General features: G+C 61.0%; 14 protein-coding genes. 4 read left to right on the top strand and 10 right to left on the bottom strand.

The features are described from left to right. Nucleotides 1–1,662: TolC family protein (locus M2394_RS16620; protein ID WP_310522023.1), on the top strand; the 1,662-nt coding region annotated here is incomplete at its 5' end. Beyond that, complete coding sequence (locus M2394_RS16615; RefSeq protein ID WP_259173185.1) at nt 1,659–2,933, top strand: hypothetical protein; 1,275 nt, start codon at nt 1,659–1,661, stop codon at nt 2,931–2,933. The genes M2394_RS16620 and M2394_RS16615, both read left to right, overlap by 4 nt. Before the next feature lie 15 nt (nt 2,934–2,948). Here the strand turns inward: M2394_RS16615 and M2394_RS16610 are convergent, their stop codons facing one another. Further along, the gene (locus M2394_RS16610; protein WP_259173184.1) at nt 2,949–6,569 is read right to left on the bottom strand and encodes a transporter substrate-binding domain-containing protein; all 3,621 of its coding nucleotides are present in this window, start codon (nt 6,567–6,569) and stop codon (nt 2,949–2,951) included. 467 nt (nt 6,570–7,036) lie between these two features. Between M2394_RS16610 and M2394_RS16605 the strand changes: the two genes are divergently transcribed. Further along, entirely contained in the window at nt 7,037–7,726 is a 690-nt protein-coding gene (locus tag M2394_RS16605) for a response regulator transcription factor (protein ID WP_178925349.1), read from the top strand. A gap of 21 nt (nt 7,727–7,747) precedes the next feature. Here M2394_RS16605 and M2394_RS16600 read toward each other — a convergent pair whose 3' ends face one another. Together M2394_RS16600 and M2394_RS16595 are read right to left on the bottom strand one after the other, a co-directional pair. Then, entirely contained in the window at nt 7,748–8,122 is a 375-nt protein-coding gene (locus tag M2394_RS16600) for a cell wall hydrolase (protein WP_259173182.1), read from the bottom strand. 150 nt (nt 8,123–8,272) lie between these two features. Further along, on the bottom strand, nt 8,273–8,902 hold the full coding sequence (locus tag M2394_RS16595; protein WP_259173181.1) for a response regulator transcription factor: 630 nt from the start codon (nt 8,900–8,902) through the stop codon (nt 8,273–8,275). 416 nt (nt 8,903–9,318) lie between these two features. On the opposite strand from M2394_RS16595, the gene nadA reads away from it, so the two are divergent. Next, nucleotides 9,319–10,377, top strand: coding sequence for a quinolinate synthase NadA (gene nadA, locus M2394_RS16590; RefSeq protein ID WP_178925344.1), 1,059 nt, complete (start codon nt 9,319–9,321; stop codon nt 10,375–10,377). A gap of 135 nt (nt 10,378–10,512) precedes the next feature. Here the strand turns inward: nadA and M2394_RS16585 are convergent, their stop codons facing one another. From M2394_RS16585 to M2394_RS16555, 7 genes are all read right to left on the bottom strand, one after another. Next, nucleotides 10,513–11,001, bottom strand: a complete 489-nt coding sequence (locus tag M2394_RS16585; protein WP_259173180.1) for an RDD family protein — start codon at nt 10,999–11,001, stop codon at nt 10,513–10,515. Nucleotides 11,002–11,095: 94 nt separating this feature from the next. Next, entirely contained in the window at nt 11,096–11,308 is a 213-nt protein-coding gene (locus tag M2394_RS16580) for a cold-shock protein (protein ID WP_003316897.1), read from the bottom strand. Between the two features lie 394 nt (nt 11,309–11,702). After that, nucleotides 11,703–12,827 carry a glycine cleavage system aminomethyltransferase GcvT gene (gcvT, locus tag M2394_RS16575; RefSeq protein WP_178925340.1) on the bottom strand — a complete coding sequence of 375 codons (1,125 nt, stop codon included), beginning with the start codon at nt 12,825–12,827 and terminating at the stop codon, nt 11,703–11,705. 39 nt (nt 12,828–12,866) lie between these two features. Beyond that, nucleotides 12,867–14,243, bottom strand: a complete 1,377-nt coding sequence (locus tag M2394_RS16570; RefSeq protein WP_259173176.1) for an L-serine ammonia-lyase — start codon at nt 14,241–14,243, stop codon at nt 12,867–12,869. Nucleotides 14,244–14,413: 170 nt separating this feature from the next. Continuing rightward, nucleotides 14,414–17,251 carry an aminomethyl-transferring glycine dehydrogenase gene (gene gcvP, locus M2394_RS16565; RefSeq protein WP_259173175.1) on the bottom strand — a complete coding sequence of 946 codons (2,838 nt, stop codon included), beginning with the start codon at nt 17,249–17,251 and terminating at the stop codon, nt 14,414–14,416. A gap of 10 nt (nt 17,252–17,261) precedes the next feature. Continuing rightward, nucleotides 17,262–17,645: a glycine cleavage system protein GcvH gene (gene gcvH, locus M2394_RS16560; RefSeq protein ID WP_056858590.1), complete on the bottom strand. Its 384-nt coding sequence runs from the start codon at nt 17,643–17,645 to the stop codon at nt 17,262–17,264. Nucleotides 17,646–18,056: 411 nt separating this feature from the next. Beyond that, on the bottom strand, nt 18,057–19,565 hold the full coding sequence (locus M2394_RS16555) for a sigma-54-dependent transcriptional regulator (protein ID WP_178925333.1): 1,509 nt from the start codon (nt 19,563–19,565) through the stop codon (nt 18,057–18,059). Nucleotides 19,566–19,671 lie beyond the last annotated feature (106 nt).

The raw sequence follows: 19,671 nt of genomic DNA, 5'->3' as shown, positions 1-19,671 counted from the left end.
GAACCGCGTCGCACCGAGGTGGTGACTTTTCAGCCCGCAGCGGCACCGGCTTATACGCCACCGCCGCGTCCTGCGGTGGTGCGTGAAGCCGAACCGCGTCGCACCGAGGTGGTGACTTTTCAGCCCGCAGCGGCACCGGCTTATACGCCACCGCCGCGTCCTGCGGTGGTGCGTGAAGCCGAACCCCGTCACGCCGAGGTGGTGACCTTCCAGCCTGCGGCGGCAACGGCATCTACGCCATCGGCGCGGCCCGTGTCGTCACGCAGCGAGTCGCTGTCGTTTACCAAGGTGGATGCCGGCAGCGTGGCGAAGCCGGTGCCGCGTGCGCCTTCGACGGTGAACGTGGCGCCTTCGCGCAGCGGCGAGCTGCCGGGGGTTTCGGCCTTGGCCACCCTGGGTGTATCCGAATCGGTAGCGATGCGGCAGGTCACTGCCGTGGGCCCGTCTGAATTCGAGCTGCGCGAGATTCTGTATCGGGCCGTGCGCGCCGCTGCCGAGCGCAGTCCCAAGGTGCAGGCCGCTGTGGCCGAGCAGTATGCCGCCGACGCCGACATCGATGAAGCCAAGGGCCAGCGTTGGCCCCAGGTCGACCTGAGCACCACCGCCGGTTCCAAGAAGTTCGGCGGCTCGTCGAATAACGAAAGCTCAAGCAGCACCGGGATCAACCTGAGTATCGTCACCCCTGTGTATGACTGGGGGCGTATCCAGAGCACCATCGAGAGCCGTCGGCACCTGTCGGCGGCGGCGGCGTCGGCCATTGAGGCCGAGCTGGAAAACTCGGCCTTCGACGTGACCAACCGTATTGTCGAACTGGGCAAGCAGCGCCTGATCGTCGACCTCAGCCAGCAGTACGTCGACCGCATGAATGAGCTGGTCAAGATGCTGGCCGGTATCGTCGCCGTGGACAAAGGCCGCGCCAGTGAATTGACCCAGGCCAAGTCCCGCATGTTGCAGGCCCAGGCGGCACGCGATGCGGCCGAGACGAAAGCCAAGGATGCCGAGATCAACCTGCGCAAACTGGTCGGCGACCGGCCGATCGCGATTCCGCGCACCCCGCAGTGGAACATTCGCCTGGCCAACCTCGATGCCTTGTTGGGCAAGGTGGATAACCATCCCTCGCTCAATCAAGCGCGGGAGCAGACCGAGTCTGCCGAATTGCAGGCCAAGGTGGTGCGTGCATCGTCCTTGCCGCAGTTGAACTGGGTGATCAACAAGTCCACGGCCGATGATGCCCTGGGCCGTGAACAGCCGTGGGAAACCCATTTGTCGTTGTCCTGGGGCGCCTTCCGGGGCGGCTCCACCCGCGCCTCGGAACGCGCGGCCTTGCAGCGCGCTGAAGCCGGTCGCCAGACGGCCGAGCAACAGCGCCTGGACCTGGAATACGGCATTCGCACCGCCAACCATGAGGCCAAGACCTTTCTGGAGCGTGCCGAGTTGTACCGCAGCCTGACGAACGAGTCGGACGGTATTCGCGTGGCGTTTTACGAGCAGTGGTACCACCTGGGTAAACGCACCCTGCTGGACGTGTTGTCGGCCGAGTCCGATCACTATGGCAACCGGGTCAGCGAAGTCAGCAACCGGTTCGACGGTTACCAGGCGATTTTGCGCCAGTACGCCGGTGCCGGCACGCTGGGCGCCTGGTTGCGTGGAGAGGCACGATGAGCCTGGCCAAAAAAGGACGTTCTGTGGGGGCCTCGTCCAGCCCGGCCCAGAGGTTTCAGCAGTGCGCCCAGGCGTTCCAGGCGGCGATGGCGCGCAATGATTTTGGTGCCGCGCTCGGCGCGGCCGAAGGTGCGTTAAAGATCGTGCCGCAGCACATGGGCGTGTTGTCGGATTACGCGTTGTGCCTGATGCGGCTCAATCACTTGCGCCGGGCGCACGCGGTGTACCTGCAGATCTTCAATGCGCCGCCCGCCTTGCAGGCCCAGGCCAGCGCGACGTGGTTAGACGGGTTGGCTGAGGTCTGCGGCCACCTGGGCTTGCACGACGATGTGCGCACCTTCGGCAAGCGTTCTTTGGAACGGGCCGACGCGCGCCATGGCCATGCCGTCGAACCCGGGCCGCGCGCGGCTGCACCGGCAGCCTTTCAGCCGGGGGCCCCGGAACGCAACATCATTGCCTACACCTTGTTCGGTGACAGCCCGCGTTACTGCGAGTCGGCCATCGCAAATGTGCAGGTGGCCCGGGAGTTGTTTCCCGCGTGGCGTTGCCGCGTGTACCTGGATGACAGCGTGCCGGCCGTGATCCGGCAACGCCTGCTGGACGCCGGTGCACAGGTGATCGACATGAGCGGTTCGGCGCGCGACGGTGTGCATCCTTTGATGTGGCGTTTTCTGGTGGTGGATGACCCAGAGGTAGACCGTTACCTGATCCGCGATGCCGACTCGTTGCTGTCCGAGCGTGAGCAAGCGGCGATTGACCAGTGGTTGGCGAGCCCGTACTGGTTTCACCACATTCGCGATTCTTTCACCCACACCGAGCTGATTCTGGCGGGGCTTTGGGGTGGTTGCCGAGGCGGCTTGCCGCCGTTGAAACCGCTGATGCAACGCTGGTTGGCGCAGCAATCGGACGTGACGCGCTTCTCTGACCAGATTTTCCTGCGCGAGCAGGTGTGGCCGATGCTGCGCCAAAGCGTGTTGAACCATGATGATTGGTTCGATTTTCATGGCGCCCAGCCGCTCCCTGCCCACGCGCCGATCCGCTGGCAGACCGAGCGTTTTCATGTGGGCAGCAATGCGAGCTTCAAGGCGATCCGTGGGCACAGCACCAAAGCCTGCGGTGAGCGCCAGGGCTGGCGTGTACTGGATCAGGCCGGCCAGGAAGTGTGCCGCTATCACTCGACAGTGCACGGCAACTACTGGTCGGCGGACTTGCCGTTTTTTGTCGCGGCGCCGCTTGGCGCCGGGCAGTGGCGGGTGGAACTGACGGACTAGCCGCCAGCCCCTGGGTTACGCGATCTCGGCCAACAACTGTTGTTCCAGGGTTTGCATCACCGCCATGACGCGTTCCACTTGCGGCTGGTAAGCCCCGGGCGGATCTTGTTCGAGCAGGTCTTCCAACTGCGTGCAGGCCTCGACCAGTTGCCTGGCGCCGGCCATGAAGGCGCCGCCTTTGACTTTGTGGGTCAGCGTGCCGATTTTCCGGGTGTCGTTGGTACTCAACAGGGCCTTGAAGCTGGCGCGGTCTTCGTAGCTGGCACTGATGAATTTCTCGACCAGGGGCTTGTACGCCTCAGGCGCCAGGAATTTTAGCTTCTGCAATTCCCCGCCGCTCGCGCTGGCCGCACCGGCGCGCCGGGCCGCTTCGGCAGAGACGGCGCCGATGTGCTGGGCCAGCGCCTCTATGCCGGTCGGTTTGAACAGGCATTGGGTCATGCCCGCATCCAGGCAGTCCTGGATGACTTGCGACTGGGCATGGGCCGTCAGGCCAAAGATGGGGTGCGGGCTCATGGCTCGGTCCTGCTCCAGGCTGCGCATCTGGCGGGTCAGTTCATAGCCATCCATCAGCGGCATATTGCAGTCGGTGATGGTCAGGTCGAAGGGCGGGTCGGCCTGTTTCCATTCGGCCAGGGCGGTTTCGCCATCGTCGCAAGGCACCACGCGGTGCCCCAGGAACTCCAGTTGCTGGCACAGCAACAAGCGATTGGGCGCGTGGTCCTCGACCACCAGGATATTCAGGCGGTGGTTCGTTGTGCCGGGCGCTTGTGCCGGTTGTGAGGCGGGCGCCAGTTGGGTGCGCTCGGCAGCGAACTCCAGCTGGAAGCAGGAGCCTTGGCCGAGTGTGCTGGTGACGCTGAGGCGCGCGTCCAGCAACGCCGCCAGGCGTGTGCAAATGCTCAGGCCCAAACCGGTGCCGCGGGCGCTGCGGGTACCGGCTCCCACCTGCACGAACGGTTCGAAGATGGCTTTTTTCGCGGCCTCGCTCAAGCCCACGCCCGAGTCGCGTACCTCGATCAGATAGCGGCAAAACCCTGTTGTGGCGTCATCCGGCAATTGCTTGAGCGACAGCGTCACCGACCCTTGTTCAGTAAACTTGATCGCGTTGCTGATCAGGTTGGCGATGATCTGGTTGAGCATCAACGAATCGATGATCACCAGCGGGTCATGGGCGTCGACCCGCAGGTCGAAGCTCAGGTGTTTGTTCTGTGCGTTGACCTCGAACAGGGTGTGCACCGACTCAAGCAGTTCGATCAAGTGAGTGGGGCGATGCAAGGGGTGCATCGCGCCAGCTTCGATTTTCGACAGGTCGAGGATGTCGCCGATCAGTGACAGCAACGACTGCGCGGAGAGGTGCGCCACCCGCAGGTTTTCGTCCAGCTGTTCCGGGGTGCCACCGCGTACCCGCAGCATCTCGATCAGTCCGATCAGCGCACTGATGGGCGTGCGGATTTCATGGCTCATGCTCGCCAGGAAGGTCGATTTGGATTCGTTGGCATCATCGGCCGCTTCCTTGGCCAGCAACAACTGCTCCATCAATTGCTCACGCTCGCTGATGTCGAGCCAGCCACCGATCACCCCGGAAAACTCGCCGGCAGCGTTCTGGAAGGGCAGCGTCCAGTGGTAAATCTGGCGCTGCTGGCCGTCGATCTCGATGTCCAGGTCGGCGAAGGTCGGTTCCTGGCTCTTCTCGCTCTGCGCATAGATCTGTTGGTACTGGGCACTGAGCGCTGGCGAAATGACCCCGGTTTCACTCAAGGTCTTGCCGATGACGTCCTCCTGGGTCGTGTGCAGAAACTCCAGGTAAGCCAGGTTGCACTGGGCCAGTCGCCCCGACCTGTCGCGCACGTACAGCGCGATAGGGGAGCCGTCGATCAAGGTCTTGCTGAACGCCAATTGGTCGCTGAGGGCGCGTTCGGCACTGCGCCGTTTGCGGATCTGGATCTGCAGGTAGTAGTTCCACACCAGGAACGCCAGGACAAAGGCCACGGCCGCGCCAATGATGGGGTAGAGGTCATCCTTGTAGGCGTTCCACGAACTGGAAACGGCCGGGGCGGCGTGGTTGCGCCAGCGGTCACTCAAGGTCTTGAGCTCTTCGGGGGGAATGCCCAGGAGCACCTTGTTGATGATGCTCTTGAGCTGCGGGTCGTCATCACCGACCGCCATGGCGATACGGGCGGGGTATTCGCCGATCACGGCACTGATCTGCAAGGCATCCTGGAAATGCTGCTTGATGAAGTAATCGGCGCCGATCTGGATATGCACCGCCGCGTCGACGTCGCCCTTGGAGAGCATTTCGATGCCGCGCACGGCATTGGGAACCGGTACCTGGATGATCTGTGGGTAGTGTTGCGTCAGCCAGTTGGCCAGCGGGTTACCGGTGGGAATGCTCAGGCGTTTGCCGTTGAGTGCGTCGAGGGTGTCCAGTGTGGTGCCCGAGCGTCGGGTCACCAGCACGAACGGGTTGATGAGGTAAGGCCGGGTGAATTGTTCGGGCTTGAGCCGCGCCTCGCCAATGCTGAGGGCGGCGATCAGGTCGGCCTGATTGTCCTGCAGCTGCTTGAGCATGGTGGGAATGCTGTTGCTGCGCACGATCTCCAGTTTCAGGCCGGTACGTTGGCTGACGATTTTCAGCAAGTCTGCGCTGAGGCCCTGGAACTCATCATGGTCATCAAAGAACGTCAGGGGCGCATAGGCGCCGGCCACCAGAATCCGGATGCTCTTGTGGTTGGCCAACCAGGCCGTCTCGGCGGCATCCAGCTCCAGCGGGGGCTGGTCCACGACAAAGTTGTTGCTCAAGCCCCAGCGTGTGGTGATGCGCATCATGTCCAGGGGCGGGATGGCGTCGAGGGTGGTGTTGATCGCCTTCAACAACTGCGGTTGCCGGTCGCTGATCGCGAAATTGATATCGGCCGAGACGCGGGGGAGGGCGTCGCCGGAGATATACACATCGTTGTTGTAGAGCAGGCGAATCATGAACTCCGCCGTAATCGCATCCATCCACATGGCGTCCGCCTGGTTGTACACCAGTGAGGTGAGGCCGATCAGGTGGTTGGAATACTGGATCAACCGGGCTTTGGGGTACTGTGCTTGCAGGGCCGCGCCGACGTTGTCGTCCCCCACATAGGCCAGGCGCTGGCCTTCCAGGTCGGTGGTCGGCGGCAAAGTTTCACCGATGCGCCGGGCGATGACCTTGCGATTAAGCAAGTAGGGGCGCGATTGTGTCAGGGCGCCTTCCTGGCCTTGGGTGACGTCATGCAGGGCCAGCAGGTCCACTTCGCCTCGGGCCAGCGCTTCCCGTGCTTCTTTGGGGCTGGGGTAGCGCCAGATCTTCAAGCGCAGCCCGGTGGCTGCACGGATGGCGCCCAGGTAGTCCGCCGCCACGCCTTCGAACTGGCTTTGGTCGAAGCCCATGTGCAGCGGCGGTAGCGCGCCGTTCCAGATCGCCACATTGATTTGGGGGCCGGTGGCCAGCCAGGCGCGGGTCTGGGTATCGAATTCGACGTGAGGAATGTTGGTGGGGGCGTTGACCAGCAACGTTACCGGCTCACGGGTCAGCGCCAGGGCGCCGGTAGCCATCAGCAAGACCAGGGTGCCCGATAACCAGGCGAACAAACGTTTAAAGTTCTTCAAGGTGTCAGGTCCAATAGGCAGCATTGACGATCCAGTCCGCTCGGAAGCGCGCCTCGGAAGAGGTTAGCGTCCGTAGTACATTTCATTCTATTTTGTACGAATTATTACCCGTCAAGATAGCTTCGTCGCCGCATCCGTGCCCTGTGCAAGACCTCCCTGTGAACCATTTTTTCCAGCGGCAAATGCTTGCTGCTGCTTCATCGCGTACCGCTGTCGAATGAAAAATGAAGAGCGCTGTATTGGCGCGAAATCGACGAACTTCACACAGCGCCCGCTCGACTGGTGTTTTTAAAAAAATACTTTAAATACAAGGCGTTAGTTAGCATTTTTCGAGTTTTTAGATCGATCGTTCAGAAACGCAATTCCCTGGTTTTTTTTCTCACAGACTTAGGATAGTGTGTATTTGCAATGGCGAATGACCTGTCAGGCAATTCGCGTAATTTCGTATGTATCAGGAGGGCTTTACGATGAGATGGTCGGTAGTTTCACCGCTCAAGGTGGCTCTCCTGGATGACCATGCGTTGATACGTGACGCACTGACGGTTCGTTTGTCCTCCGAGTCCGACATCAAAGTCGTCGGTGTGTATTCCCAAGGCAACCAGCTTCTGCAGGCCCTGCGTGAAGAGGCCATTGACCTGCTGATCCTCGATTACCAATTGAGTGAGGGTGAACTCGACGGCTTGCGCCTGATTCAACTGTTGCGCGGCCATCACCCTGACTTGCGCATCCTGGTGCTTTCGTCCATGGAACGGCCGGCGACGGTCAACATGGCCATACGCGCGGGTGCCAACGGTTTCTTCGGCAAGTCACAGAACCCTGAGCACCTGGTGCGTGCGATACGCACCGTGGCACTGGACCGTTTGTACCTTTCGCCGGCCATGGCATCAGAGTTGGATTCAACCCCTGAAACGCCTGCTGCTTCGGGTGAGGAAGGCGATTCGGGCCCTGAACAACTGGTCAACTACCCTGCGTTGTCGCCCAAGGAACGTGAAGTGCTGCGTTGCTGCCTTGAGGGGATGTCCGTTTCGCAAATCGCGGTCAAGTTCCTGCGCAGCCGCAAGACGATCAGTGGTCAGAAACAGGCCGCACTGCGCAAACTGAATGTGCGCACCGATACGGAACTGTTCAAATTACACCTGCACCTCAAGGACATTTGAAGCCGCCCGCTCGCCCGGTGGTTATTTCTCCGCGTAGAAAATATGCCGGCCGATGCGCATTTTTTTCTGAAAGGATCGACTCCAATAGGGTTTGATGCTTGAAGCATGGAAGTGTGTGGCGCCGTCAGTGGGGTCCTTGTGTTCCCCGTTAATCACTTGTGCCGCGAGGGTCTTGGCCTTGCGCCAGGCCTTTTCTTCCATCGGTTGGCGCTGGGCATTGGAGTGCGTCCAGGAAAACTGCCGTTCCCGGTATACCTCCCTGCAAATGTTTTCGGTTTGCCAGCCGGCGCGGTTCATGGTGACGGACGCTACCGCGATTTGGCCGTATTCGGGCTCTCCACGGGCCTCGTGGTAAATATTTAATGCTAAACACAAGAGTGTGTTGGCCGTGTTCATCGGTAGACCTCTATTGCAATCCAACCTCCTTGAACTTGATATAAACAGTGTGCGAGCGTGCACGCATATCTCTTACAGGTGGATAGTGCTGATGTTGAAGTTGATAATGGAATGTGTGTTGAATAAAACGCTGGTGCGGGTGTTAGTGTTTCAGGACAGTCCATTGCGCTTGGCTATTTCATACAGTTCAACGGTGGTATTGGCGTTCAACTTTAAGGACAGCCTGGCTTTGTAAGTGCTGATGGTCTTACTGCTCAAGCACATGCTCTCGGCAATGGATTTTTGTGTTTGCCCCCAGGACAGCCTCTGCAGAATGTTCAGTTCTCGAAGGGACAGTGAACTCAATAGTTTTTCATCCCTTTGAGTGTCATATTCCTGATCAGTGGTGGCTGCCCCCTTATTCGGGAAATAGTTGTATCCCGTCTCGATTGTGCGGATAGAGTCGATCAGCCGGGACGCCTCTTCATGCTTGTAGACCAGGCCGTGTGCACCCTCTGCCATACAGCGCTCGGTAATGGTGCTGGATACCAGGCTCGTGAATACCACTATCTTTGTGGGAAGACTTTGCAGTGCCAACTGCCTGATCAAGTGCAAACCATCCAATTCAGGCTGTGCGACATCCAGCAGTAAAAAGCCAGGGCGCAGTGACGTGCAAAGTTTCAATGCGGCGTGCGCAGAGTTGGCTTCGCCGACAACGTTATAACCGCTATCGTTAAGCGTTTTTCGAAGACCCAAGCGGATGATCGGATGATTGTCGGCGATGACGGTTCTGTTCTTCACGGCGTGGCTCGTGCATGAATTGAGTTGCGGCAATTCTTACCGTTACTTACGAGATTGGCAATTTATCAGGGGTTTTTTGAGACAAGTCTTAAATTTAATTTTCCTGTATGAGTTGAGGGGCATGGGGTTTAAATGTTTATAAACGTTGAGAGGTTTCTGTTATGTCGTAGAGCGGGTGTGTTTTGCACAAGAGCGCTATTGAGCCCCGTCAAGGTCTGCGGTTGATCCTGCACGGCCGTCCGCTCCGGTCTCTGTAACGCACCTTCAGGCTTTTGAATCCACTCGATATTCTGTAGCCTTGCGCAGCTTCACCCGTGCTTGATGAACACAATCACTTCGTCCGGCGGCGCCCGAAGGGCTCCAGAGCCGGTGGTACACTCGACTTTCGCGCAACTGCGCCTGCAGGTCTTGCGAACATGACGCACATTTCCGAACGCCTTCTGGTTCAAGCCCACCTCGATGCCAAGCAGCCCAAGGCCCTGAGCATCGAAGAAGAGGCGAGCCTGCGCGCCGCCATCGCTGCCGAGCTCAAGGCTCAAGACGCGGTGCTGGTCGCCCACTTCTATTGCGACCCGGTGATTCAGGCCTTGGCCGAAGAAACCGGGGGCTGTGTCTCCGACTCCCTCGAAATGGCACGCTTTGGCGCTGCCCACCCGGCCAAGACCGTTTTGGTGGCCGGCGTGCGTTTCATGGGGGAGACCGCCAAGATCCTCACCCCCGAAAAACGCATCCTCATGCCCACCCTGGAGGCCACGTGCTCCCTGGACCTTGGCTGCCCGGTGGATGAGTTTTCGGCGTTCTGCGACCAGCATCCCGAGCGCACCGTAGTGGTGTACGCCAACACCTCGGCGGCGGTCAAAGCCCGTGCCGATTGGGTGGTGACCTCCAGCTGCGCACTGGAAATCGTCGAGAGCCTGATGGACAACGGTGAGACGATCATCTGGGGCCCGGACAAGCACCTGGGCACCTACATCCAGCGCCAGACCGGTGCCGATATGCTGCTGTGGGACGGCGCGTGCATCGTCCACGAAGAGTTCAAGTCCAAGCAACTGGAGGACATGAAGGCCCTGTACCCGGACGCTGCGATTCTGGTGCACCCGGAGTCGCCGACCTCGGTGATCGAGCTGGCGGACGCGGTCGGCTCCACCAGCCAGCTGATTGCTGCGGCGCAGCGCTTGCCGAACAAGACCTTCATCGTGGCCACTGACCGCGGCATCTTCTACAAGATGCAGCAGCTGTGCCCGGACAAGGTCTTCGTCGAAGCGCCTACCGCCGGCAACGGCGCCGCTTGCCGTAGTTGTGCGCACTGCCCGTGGATGGCGATGAACACGCTGGAGCGCACGTTGCAGTGCCTGCGCGAGGGCAGTAACGAGATCTTCGTGGAGCCTTCGGTGATCCCGCACGCGGTGCGCCCGCTCAAGCGCATGCTCGACTTCACCCAGGCTGCCCGACTGAAACTCGCCGGCAACGCCTGATCCAGAGCGGGCACAATTAAAAATGTGGGAGCGGGCTTGCTCGCGAATGCGGTGCATCAGTCAATGAATGTATCGACTGACACAGCGCCTTCGCGAGCAAGCCCGCTCCCACATTTGGATTTTCGCCAGCCTGGATTACTTCTTCTGCTTGGGAATGTGCACCAGCTGCGTGTCCGAGTAGATGTCATGCCAGCTGCGCTTGCGCTTATCAAACAGCGACCAGAAAAAACCCAGCCCCACGCACAGCCACGACGCAATCGCCACCACAAAGCGCAGCAGCGCTTGCCACAGGCTGATGCGCGAACCGTCGGCGTTCTGTACGCGCACGCCCCACACCTGCATGCCCAGGGTTTGGCCCGAATGGGTCCAGAACTTGGCAAAGAAACCAAACAGCACAAAGAATAGGATCGTCGACAGCAATGGGTCGCCGTCCAGTGCCCCGGACTCGGTCAGCGTACGCATCTTGGCCTCGCCGATAAACGCCATCCACACCAGCTTGTAGAGGAATGCGGTGACAATCAGCAGGGCGGTGCACAGCAGGAAGTCATAGAACATGGCCGCCAGACGCCGGCCAAGGCCAACGGCGGGGAACTCGCCCTGGGGATTGAGCAGGGGTTTGGACATGGCAGGGCTCTCTGAATAAAAAGCCATTCTACGAACAAACGCGCATAAAAAAGCCCCTGATGTCACCATCAGGGGCTTTTTGTCGCAGGAAGGATCAGCCTTCTGCTTGTACTTCGTCAGCCTGCATGCCTTTCTGGCCCTGCACGGCGATGAAGGTCACTTTCTGGCCTTCTTTCAGGCTCTTGAAGCCGTTGCCCTGAATAGCGCGGAAATGGACGAACAGATCCGGACCGCTTTCTGGAGTGATAAAACCAAACCCTTTCTCGTCGTTAAACCACTTGACGGTACCGCTCTGACGTTCAGCCATTTTCTTCTTTCCTTTGACGCTAAAAATTAATGACAGCCCCTTTCGCATGAAAGAGTACTGGGCTGAGTTGCAGGAAAGTAAGAGACATCGAACGGGTTGTAGCACAACTACTTCAGCTACTGCCCAGGTCCAGGTTCAAAGCGACCCATGCAAACACAGTGAGCAAACTCTACGCCAACTAAAGGAGAAAAAACAAGCCCTGCCCAAAGCCCAGGTTTTGCTTGGCTTTGTGACAGTTTGGTCAACAATGTGGATCCCACTTATTCGATAGAGTTGATCACTTGTTATAGGTTATTCCCAAGTGCATTGACTATCGTCAATGCACTGTTTTATGGCGGTTGCGTTACAGTTTAGTGCACGTTAACGCAACCGCGTTACTTATAGAAACAGTCACTCAGCCACGGTAGTAACGTTGCGGCACAAATGGCATTTTACTTACACGTAGTGGCACCTTTTTCCCACGTACCAACGCAGACACTTCGGTGTCCAGTGCGATGAACGCGCTGTCCAGGTAACCCATGGCCAGCGGGCCGCCCAGCGTCGGGCCAAAACCGCCGCTGCACACGGTGCCGATCACGGTGCCGTGTTCATCGACGATTTCTGCGCCTTCACGCACCGGGGTGCGCTCTTGAGGCAGCAGGCCCACACGCTTGCGGCTCACACCGGCTTGTTGCTGGGTGAAGATCCGGTCGGCGCCCGGGAACCCGCCAGCGCGCGCGCCATCGGTACGGCGGGCCTTGGAGATCGCCCACAACAGGCTGGCTTCGATTGGCGTGGTGTCGGTGTTCATGTCGTGGCCATACAGGCACAGGCCGGCTTCCAGGCGCAGGGAGTCGCGGGCGCCCAGGCCGATGGCCTGTACTTCGGTCTCGGCCAGCAGGCTGCGGGCCAGGCTCTCGGCGTTGGCGGCGGGCACCGAGATTTCAAAACCGTCTTCACCGGTGTAGCCCGAACGGCTGACGTAGCAGTCCACGCCCAGCAGGCGCAGGGAGGCGAATTGCATGAAGGTCATCTTGGTGACTTCCGGCGCCAGGCGCGCCAGCACTTTCACCGCTGCGGGGCCTTGCAGGGCCAGCAGTGCACGCTCTTCAAACAGCGGCTCGATGCTGCACTGGTCGCCGATGTGCTTGCGCAGGTGGGCCAGGTCCTGCTCTTTGCAGGCGGCGTTGACCACCAGGAACAACTCGTCGTTGCCCAGGTTGGCCACCATCAGGTCGTCGAGGATGCCGCCCTGTTCGTTGGTGAACATCGCGTAGCGCTGCATGCCCACCGGCAGGTCGATGATGTCGACCGGCACCAGGGTTTCCAGGGCCTTGGCGGCATTCGCGCCGGTGAGGCGGATCTGGCCCATGTGAGACACGTCGAACAGCCCGGCCTGATCACGGGTGTGCAGGTGTTCCTTCATCACGCCCAACGGGTATTGCACCGGCATGTCGTAGCCGGCGAAGGGCACCATGCGCGCGCCCAGTTCGATGTGGAGTGCGTGCAACGGGGTTTTCAACAGGGTTTCGGTGGACATATTCAGCTCCTGAAAAACGTGCTGGCGCGCCTTGGGGCGTCAGCACTCGATAATGTTGACCGCCAAACCGCCACGGGCGGTTTCCTTGTATTTGCTTTTCATGTCGGCGCCGGTCTGGCGCATGGTGCGGATGACTTTGTCGAGGGACACAAAATGCTGTCCGTCCCCGCGCAACGCCATGCGCACCGCATTGATGGCTTTCACTGAACCCATGGCATTGCGCTCGATGCAGGGCACCTGCACCAGCCCGCCAATCGGATCGCACGTGAGGCCGAGGTTGTGTTCCATGCCGATCTCAGCGGCGTTTTCCACCTGGGAAACCGTGCCGCCCAGCACTTCACACAGCGCACCGGCCGCCATGGAACAGGCCACTCCGACCTCACCTTGGCAGCCGACTTCGGCGCCGGAGATCGAGGCGTTCTCCTTGTACAAAATGCCGATGGCGGCAGCGGTGAGCAGAAAGCGCACCACACCGTCTTCGTTCGCGCCCGGGATAAAGCGCATGTAGTAATGCAGCACCGCTGGCACGATCCCGGCCGCACCGTTGGTGGGCGCGGTGACCACGCGCCCGCCGTTGGCGTTTTCTTCGTTGACGGCCAGGGCGTAGAGGTTGACCCAGTCCAGCACCGACAAGGGATCGCGCAGTGATGACTCCGGGTTCTTGCACAGCTGGCGATGCAACGCCGCTGCACGCCGCTTGACCTTCAAGCCGCCCGGCAAGATCCCTTCATTGCGACAGCCCGCGTCCACACAGTCCTGCATTACTTGCCAGATCTTGAGCAAGCCGGCGCGGGTTTCCGCTTCCGGGCGCCACGCACTTTCGTTGGTCAACATGACCTGGCTGATGGACAGCCCGTAAGTGGTGCAATGGTTGAGCAAGTCTTTGCCGTGCTTGAACGGAAAGGTCAGGGGCGTGGCGTCTTCGACAATGCGGTCGGCGCCGGCGGCGTCCTCATCCACCACAAAACCGCCACCCACCGAGTAATACTCGCGGCTGCGGATCTGGATATTGGCGGCGTCGAAGGCGCGGAAAATCATGCCGTTGGGATGGTAGGCGAGGGGTTTGCGGATCATCGCCAGGTGTTCTTTCTCGTTGAACGTAATGCTGTGTTCACCGAGTAAATTGAGGCGGCCGTCCTTGCGCATCTGCGTCAGGCGAGCGGCGACGGTTTCGGTATTCACGGTGTCCGGGTGTTCGCCTTCCAGGCCCAGCAACACGGCCTTGTCGCTGCCGTGGCCTTTACCGGTGGCGCCCAGCGAGCCATAGAGTTCCACCTTGACGCAGGCGGTGGCGCTCAACAGGTTGTCGCGCTTGAGGCCCTCGACAAATCGAGCGGCGGCGCGCATCGGGCCGACGGTGTGGGAACTGGAAGGGCCGATGCCAATCTTGAACAGGTCGAACACGCTTAAAGACATGAGTTGTTCTCCGGTTTCTTATTATTGGGCGAGAATCTTGTGGTTGATCTCGGTCAAGGTGGGAGCCGGGCTTGCCCGCGATGGCAGTGGGTCAGGCAACATTTCTGTGTCTGATACACCGCTATCGCAGGCAAGCCAGCTCCCACATTGGACCGTGTTCCGTCAGTCGGTTACGCGTAGCTCTCGATCGACGGGCAAGCGCACACCAGGTTGCGATCACCAAACACGTTGTCCACACGCCCGACCGGCGGCCAGTACTTGCCTTCGATCAACGATGGCACTGGGTACACCGCCTGCTCGCGGGTGTAGGGGTGTGTCCACTCGCTCACCAGTTCTGCAGCGGTGTGCGGGGCGTTTTTCAGGGGGTTGTCGTCCTTGTCCAAGGTGCCGTTTTCCACCGCGCGGATTTCTTCGCGGATCGCGATCATGGCGTTGCAGAAGCGGTCCAGCTCTTCCTTGGATTCACTTTCGGTCGGCTCGATCATCAAGGTGCCGGCTACCGGGAACGACATGGTCGGCGCATGGAAACCGAAGTCGATCAGGCGCTTGGCCACGTCGTCCACGCTGATGCCGCTGCTGTCTTTCAACGGGCGCAGGTCAAGGATGCATTCGTGCGCCACCAGGCCGTTGCTGCCGGTGTAGAGCACAGGGTAGTGCTCTTCCAGGCGACGGGAAATGTAGTTGGCATTCAGGATCGCCAGCTGCGAAGCGCGCTTGAGGCCTGCGCCGCCCATCATGCTGATGTACATCCAGGTGATCGGCAGGATGCTCGCGCTGCCGAACGGTGCCGCGCACACCGCGCCTTCCTTGCGTTCCATGGCCGCGTGGCCGGGCAGGAACGGCGTGAGGTGCGACTTGACGCCAATCGGGCCAACGCCCGGGCCGCCACCGCCGTGTGGGATGCAGAAGGTCTTGTGCAGGTTCAAGTGGGACACGTCGCCGCCGAACTTGCCTGGTGCGCACAGGCCGACCATGGCGTTCATGTTGGCGCCGTCGATGTACACCTGGCCGCCGTTGTCGTGGATGATCCCGCAGATTTCGCGGATGCCTTCCTCGAACACGCCGTGGGTGGACGGGTAGGTGATCATCAGCGCCGCCAGGTGATCGCGGTGCTCGATGGCCTTGGCGCGCAGGTCTTCGATGTCGACGTTGCCACGCGCATCGCAGGCGGTGACGACTACGCGCATGCCGGCCATGTTGGCGGTCGCCGGGTTGGTGCCGTGGGCCGACGACGGGATCAGGCAGATGTCGCGGCGCTCATCGCCACGGCTCTGGTGGTAGGCACGGATGGCCAGGAGGCCTGCGTACTCACCCTGGGAACCGGCGTTCGGCTGCAGGGAGATCGCGTCGTAACCGGTGGCCGCGCAGAGCATGGCCTCCAGGTCGGAGGTCAGCTCCAGGTAGCCGGCGCTTTGCTCAGCCGGGGCGAACGGGTGCAGGGCGCCGAACTCGGCCCAGGTCACCGGGATCATTTCGCTGGCGGCGTTGAGCTTCATGGTGCACGAGCCCAGCGGGATCATGGTGCGGTCCAGCGCCAAGTCCTTGTCGGCCAGCTTGCGCAGGTAGCGCATCAGCTCGGTTTCGGAGTGATAACGGTTGAACACCGGGTGGCTGAGCACAGGCGACTGGCGCAGCAGGGCGGCTGGCAGCGTGCTTTCAGTTTGGGTGAAAGCTGGCAGGGCCTTGCCGTCGGCAAAGATCGCCCACAAGGTTTCAATGTCGGCCTGGGTGGTGGTTTCGTCCACCGAGACACCCAGGCGCTCACCGTCGACTACACGCAGGTTGATGCGCTGGGCACGGGCCTTGTCGTGCAGGGCGGCCGTGTTGGCGCCGGTGTTGAGGGTCAGGGTGTCGAAGAAGTGTTCCTGCTCGACCTTCTGGCCCAGGGTGGTCAGGCCCTTGGCCAGGATCGCGGTCAGCTGATGTACACGCTGGGCGATCTGGGTCAGGCCTTTGGGGCCGTGGTACACGGCGTACATGCTGGCGATGTTGGCCAGCAGCACCTGTGCGGTGCAGATGTTCGACGTGGCTTTCTCGCGGCGGATATGTTGCTCGCGGGTCTGCATGGCCAGGCGCAGGGCCGGCTTGCCGAAACGGTCGACCGACACACCGACCAGACGGCCCGGCATGTCGCGCTTGAATGCATCCTTGGTGGAGAAGTACGCCGCGTGCGGGCCACCGAAGCCCAGCGGCACGCCGAAGCGTTGTGCGCTGCCGATGGCCACGTCGGCGCCGAACTCATCCGGCGGGGTCAGCAGGGTCAGGGCCAGCAGGTCGGCGGCCACGGCCACCAGGGCGTTGGCGGCGTGGAAACGCTCGGTGAGTGCGCGGTAGTCGAACACGTCGCCGTTGCTCGCCGGGTATTGCAGCAGGGCGCCGAAGAACGGGCTGACGTCAGTCAGTTCGCGCTCATCGCCCACCACCACGTCGATGCCCAGCGGCTCGGCACGGGTGCGCAGCACGTCGAGGGTTTGCGGGTGGCTGTGGACCGAGGCGAAGAAAGCGTTGCTGCCCTTGTTCTTGCTCAGGCGTTTGCAGAAGGTCATGGCTTCGGCGGCAGCGGTGGCTTCGTCGAGCAGGGAGGCGTTGGCGATCGGCAGGCCGGTGAGGTCGCTGATCAGGGTCTGGAAGTTCAGCAGCGCTTCCAGGCGGCCTTGGGAGATTTCTGGCTGGTATGGGGTGTAGGCGGTGTACCAGGCCGGATTTTCCAGCAGATTGCGCAGGATCGGCGACGGCGTGTGGCAGTTGTAGTAGCCCTGGCCGATGTAGGTCTTGAACAGTTGGTTCTTGCCGGCGATGGCCTTGATCTTGGCCAGGGCCTCGGCTTCGCTCAGGCCGTCTTCCAAGCCCAGCACGCTGGTGCCCTTGATGCTTTCCGGGATCACGCTGGCGCTCAGGGCTTCCAGGGAGTCAAAGCCCAGGCTTGCGAGCATCTGCTGCTCGTCTTCCGCGCGCGGGCCGATGTGGCGGGCGATGAATTCATTGGCGGTGGTCAGTTGAACAGTCATGGCGCGCTCCTCAGGCTTCAGCGTTGGCTTTGATCAGGCGGTCGTACGCGTCCTGATCCAACAGTTTAGCTACCGCTTCGGCATCGGCCGGTTTAAAGCGGAAGAACCAGCCTTCACCCATCGGGTCTTCGTTGACCAGTTCCGGGCTGTCGCTGAGTGCGTCGTTCACTTCCAGCACTTCACCGGTCAGGGGCATGTACACGCCGCTGGCGGCCTTGACCGATTCCACGGTGGAGGCTTCGGCGCCTTTGTCATAGGCCTGCAACTCCGGCAGTTGCACGAAAACCACATCACCCAGCGCGTTCTGCGCGAAAGCGGTGATACCCACGGTGACGCTGCCGTCGGCTTCGGCGCGCAGCCATTCGTGATCTTCAGTGAAACGCAACTCGCTCATGGAAACTCCTCGGGGCCAGATTCGTCTGGTGGACGGGATTGGAATAATGGGGAGTTGCTTAGCAAAATCGCGGCCAAGGTTTTTAAATCGTTACAAAACAATAGCTTAGAGAAATGGGTGATAGCGTTATGCGGTTTGGGTGTAGCGATTTCGCTACAGTCAGGCGCAAGAAAAAAAGCCTATGTGGATCAAAGCCTTGCATGGCGCGCAAAAAACAGGGTTGTAGCGATATCGTTACGCTGTAGCGCTTTCAGTACAGCCGATGTCGTTCTCAGACCAAATTCGACATGCAGTGGAATTCAAATGTGGGAGCGGGCTTGCTCGCGAAAGCGGTGTGTCAGTCGCTGAATGAGTTGACTGACCCTCTGCCTTCGCGAGCAAGCCCGCTCCCACAGTTTGATCTGCGTGCGTTCAGGGCTTGTTGGGAATGCCGTATTTGCGCAGGCGATGGGCAATCGCCGTGTGGGAGGTCTGCAACCGGCTGGCCAGCTGGCGGGTGGAGGGGTAGCTGGTGTAGAGGGTTTCCAGCAGGTTGCGCTCGAAGTCCTCCACGGCCTGTTCCAAGCTGTCGATTTCGCCGTCGCTCTGGCGCGCCACCGAGGTGCCGGCGATGTCCAGGTCGCCGATGTCCACCAGGCTGCTTTCGCAAATGGCGGCGGCGCGGAAGATCACGTTCTGCAACTGACGCACATTGCCCGGCCAGCGGTTGCCCAGCAGTGCCGGGTACGTGCCGGGCGCCAGGCGGCACACCGGGCGCTGGATCTGCGCGCAGGCCTGCTGCATGAAATAGCGCGCCAGCAACAGGATGTCCTGGCCGCGTGCGCGCAAGGGCGGCACTTCGACGTTGAGCACGTTGAGGCGGTAGAACAGGTCTTCGCGGAAGGTGCCTTCGCTGACCATCTTTTCCAGGTCGCGATGGGTGGCGCTGAGGATGCGCACATTGACCTTTACTTCACGGTCGCCACCCACGCGGCGAAAGCTGCCGTCATTGAGAAAGCGCAGCAGCTTGGCCTGCAGGTACGGCGACATTTCGCCGATCTCATCGAGGAACACCGTGCCCTGGTTGGCCAGCTCCATCAACCCCGGCTTGCCGCCCCGTTGGGCGCCGGTAAAGGCACCGGGCGCATAGCCGAACAGTTCGCTTTCGGCGAGGTTTTCCGGCAGCGCCGCGCAGTTCAATGCCAGGAACGGCGCACTGTGACGTGCACTGATGGCATGGCAGGCGCGGGCCACCAACTCCTTGCCGGTGCCGGTTTCGCCCTGGATCAACAGCGGCGCATCCAAGGCTGCCACTCGCTGCGCCCGCGCCTTGAGGGTGCGGATCACCGGTGACTCGCCCAGCAGCGCGTCAAAGCCTTCGGCATGGTCGTGGTGCAACGCCGACAGTTGTTCGCCGATGCGGTTGGGTTGATAGAGGGTTAGCAGGGCGCCGGCGTCGGTGATCGGCGTGGCGTCCAGCAGCAGGGTCTGGCCGTTGACGCTGATCTCGCGCAGCGGCAGGCGAAAACCGTGTTCGAGCAAGGTGTCGAGCAGTGCCGGGTCGTTGAACAGGTCGCTGATGCTTTCGCCGGCCGGTTCACGCCCGTACAGCGCGATCAGGGCCGGGTTGGCCAGCAGGATCTTGCCCGCGCTGTCCAGGGCCAGCACCGGGTCGGTCATGGCGGCCAGCAGGGCGTCGAGTTGCAGGTGGCGGCGTTGGCCTGGAAGAATGTCCACCACGGTCACGGCCTGCACACCGTGCACGCTGAACAGCGCGTCACGCAACTCTTCGAGCACCTCGGCGCTCAACGTCGGCGCATCGATGTAGACGTTGGGCGGCACCATCTCTACCGCATCCAGGTTGAGATTGCGCCCACCGAGCAGGGCCAGGACTTCCTGGGTGATGCCGACGCGGTCGATGAAGCTGACGTGGATACGCATGGGGCGATTTGCAATTCTGGAGAGCAGAGGCGGCAAGTATGCCTTGGAGCGGGTGGAGATCAAAATGTGGGAGCGGGCTTGCTCGCGAATGCGGTGGGTCAGTCAT

The sequence above is a fragment of the Pseudomonas sp. BIGb0164 genome (assembly GCF_024810135.1).
Taxonomy (GTDB): Bacteria; Pseudomonadota; Gammaproteobacteria; order Pseudomonadales; family Pseudomonadaceae; genus Aquipseudomonas.
This window is presented reverse-complemented; position numbering and strand designations above follow the sequence as displayed.

Coding starts and splice junctions, on each gene's coding strand:
- M2394_RS16585 (WP_259173180.1), bottom strand. CDS start 11,001: ATGTCCAAACCCCTGCTCAATCCCCAGGGCGAGTTCCCCGCCGTTGGC.
- nadA (WP_178925344.1), top strand. CDS start 9,319: ATGACGCACATTTCCGAACGCCTTCTGGTTCAAGCCCACCTCGATGCC.
- M2394_RS16600 (WP_259173182.1), bottom strand. CDS start 8,122: ATGAACACGGCCAACACACTCTTGTGTTTAGCATTAAATATTTACCAC.
- M2394_RS16605 (WP_178925349.1), top strand. CDS start 7,037: ATGAGATGGTCGGTAGTTTCACCGCTCAAGGTGGCTCTCCTGGATGAC.
- gcvT (WP_178925340.1), bottom strand. CDS start 12,827: ATGTCCACCGAAACCCTGTTGAAAACCCCGTTGCACGCACTCCACATC.
- M2394_RS16580 (WP_003316897.1), bottom strand. CDS start 11,308: ATGGCTGAACGTCAGAGCGGTACCGTCAAGTGGTTTAACGACGAGAAA.
- gcvH (WP_056858590.1), bottom strand. CDS start 17,645: ATGAGCGAGTTGCGTTTCACTGAAGATCACGAATGGCTGCGCGCCGAA.
- gcvP (WP_259173175.1), bottom strand. CDS start 17,251: ATGACTGTTCAACTGACCACCGCCAATGAATTCATCGCCCGCCACATC.
- M2394_RS16570 (WP_259173176.1), bottom strand. CDS start 14,243: ATGTCTTTAAGCGTGTTCGACCTGTTCAAGATTGGCATCGGCCCTTCC.
- M2394_RS16555 (WP_178925333.1), bottom strand. CDS start 19,565: ATGCGTATCCACGTCAGCTTCATCGACCGCGTCGGCATCACCCAGGAA.
- M2394_RS16615 (WP_259173185.1), top strand. CDS start 1,659: ATGAGCCTGGCCAAAAAAGGACGTTCTGTGGGGGCCTCGTCCAGCCCG.